Source organism: Streptomyces albus subsp. albus (assembly GCF_000719865.1).
Lineage (GTDB): Bacteria > Actinomycetota > Actinomycetes > Streptomycetales > Streptomycetaceae > Streptomyces > Streptomyces albus_E.
In genome coordinates this window covers 1-617 of the sequence record NZ_JOID01000089.1, presented here as the reverse complement: position 1 = coordinate 617, position 617 = coordinate 1, and the positions used below count along the sequence as shown (strand labels likewise).

1 protein-coding gene is annotated in these 617 nt (G+C 43.4%); it reads left to right on the top strand.

Annotated features, from left to right (window positions below; all coding sequences use genetic code 11):
- Positions 1-337: serine hydrolase (locus IF83_RS32805; RefSeq protein WP_158711135.1), on the top strand; the 337-nt coding region annotated here is incomplete at its 5' end.
- Positions 338-617 lie beyond the last annotated feature (280 nt).

Here is a 617-nt window from a genome sequence, read left to right as displayed (position 1 = left end):
GCGTGACACCACGATGCCTGTAGCAATGGCAACAACGTTGCGCAAACTATTAACTGGCGAACTACTTACTCTAGCTTCCCGGCAACAATTAATAGACTGGATGGAGGCGGATAAAGTTGCAGGACCACTTCTGCGCTCGGCCCTTCCGGCTGGCTGGTTTATTGCTGATAAATCTGGAGCCGGTGAGCGTGGGTCTCGCGGTATCATTGCAGCACTGGGGCCAGATGGTAAGCCCTCCCGTATCGTAGTTATCTACACGACGGGGAGTCAGGCAACTATGGATGAACGAAATAGACAGATCGCTGAGATAGGTGCCTCACTGATTAAGCATTGGTAACTGTCAGACCAAGTTTACTCATATATACTTTAGATTGATTTACCCCGGTTGATAATCAGAAAAGCCCCAAAAACAGGAAGATTGTATAAGCAAATATTTAAATTGTAAACGTTAATATTTTGTTAAAATTCGCGTTAAATTTTTGTTAAATCAGCTCATTTTTTAACCAATAGGCCGAAATCGGCAAAATCCCTTATAAATCAAAAGAATAGCCCGAGATAGGGTTGAGTGTTGTTCCAGTTTGGAACAAGAGTCCACTATTAAAGAACGTGGACTCCAA